This is a genomic window from Streptomyces sp. NPDC088812, from assembly GCF_044750285.1.
GTDB lineage: Bacteria > Actinomycetota > Actinomycetes > Streptomycetales > Streptomycetaceae > Streptomyces.
On record NZ_JBIVJP010000082.1, the window covers coordinates 1 to 1,251 of the forward strand.

A 1,251-nucleotide genomic window follows, 5' to 3' on the forward strand; every position below is an offset into this window, starting at 1 on the left:
CACGAGGCGATCTATCAGTCGCTGTTCATCCAGGGGCGTGGGGCGCTCAAGCGTGAGCTCGTCGCGTGCCTGCGTACCGGGCGGGCTCTGCGCGAGCCGCGGGCACGTTCCCGGAACAAGCCCCAGGGCCATGTCACCGAGGATGTGGTGTTCAGCAAGCGCCCACCCGAGGCCGCTGATCGTGCAGTGCCCGGGCACTGGGAAGGGGACCTGATCATCGGGACCGAGCGTTCAGCGATCGGGACTCTGGCCGAGCGCAAGAGCCGGGCCACGATCCTGGTCCACTTGCCCCGCCTGCAGGGATGGGGTGAGCGGCCGCCGGTGAAGAACGGGCCGTCGCTGGGTGGGTACGGGTCCGAGGCGATGACCGCGGCCCTGATCAAGGCGATGGCGACGGTGCCGGAGCAGCTGCGTCAGAGCTTGACGTGGGATCGGGGCAAGGAGCTGGCCGGGCATGTCCAGTTCACGATGGCCACGGGCACGAAGGTGTTCTTCGCGGACCCCCACTCGCCGTGGCAGCGGCCGACGAACGAGAACACGAACGGGGTGCTGCGGCAGTACTTCCCCAAGGGCACGGACCTGTCGAGATGGTCGGCCCAGGACCTCGCAGCAGTCGCGTACACGCTGAACAACAGGCCCAGGAAGGTCCTGGACTGGAAGACTCCCGCGGAGGTCTTCGCCGAGCAGCTACGCTCGCTCTCAACGCACGGTGTTGCAACGACCGGTTGAACCCGCCCAGTACGTCAGTTTGGCGTACTCGGACGCGCTCATCACCGCGGGGGTGACGGCCTCGGTGGGCACCGTGGGCGACTCGTACGACAACGCCCTCGCCGAGACGGTGAACGGGCTCTACAAGGCCGAGCTCATCCACGCCAAGCGGGTGTGGGAGTCTGTCGGGGCGGTCGAGCTGGCCACGATGGGGTGGGTGCACTGGTGGAACACCGCCCGTCTCCACGAGGCTCTCGACTACCGCACTCCTGCAGAGGTCGAGGCGGCCTACACTCACGATCAGGATTCTGCGCCCGTTGCGTCCTGACCTCGGAACGAAACCCAGGGCGCTTCAGGAAGTAGTTGAAGTAGCTGACCTCCGCGGTGCTGAGCAGCGTTGATCGATGCACCAGCCATCCGGCGCTCACCATCTCGTCAATGGCTTTCCGGCCGGCAGCCGAGTGATGGAGGCAGCTCGTCACCTCGCACTCCCAGAGTTCCTTGAGCACGTGCAATTGTGGCGCACTTGCGAACGCAATTCGG

At 66.3% G+C, this 1,251-nt stretch carries 1 protein-coding gene and 1 pseudogene; both read left to right on the plus strand.

The genetic code is table 11. From position 1 onward, the window contains the following. Window positions 1-729, plus strand: a 729-nt coding sequence (locus ACIP67_RS43340; RefSeq protein WP_401700246.1) for an IS30 family transposase, incomplete at its 5' end; no start/stop codon positions are given. Between the two features lie 4 nt (window positions 730-733). Further along, a pseudogene (locus tag ACIP67_RS43345) lies at window positions 734-1,036 on the plus strand (integrase core domain-containing protein); the annotation flags it as partial. Between the last annotated feature and the right edge of the window lie 215 nt (window positions 1,037-1,251).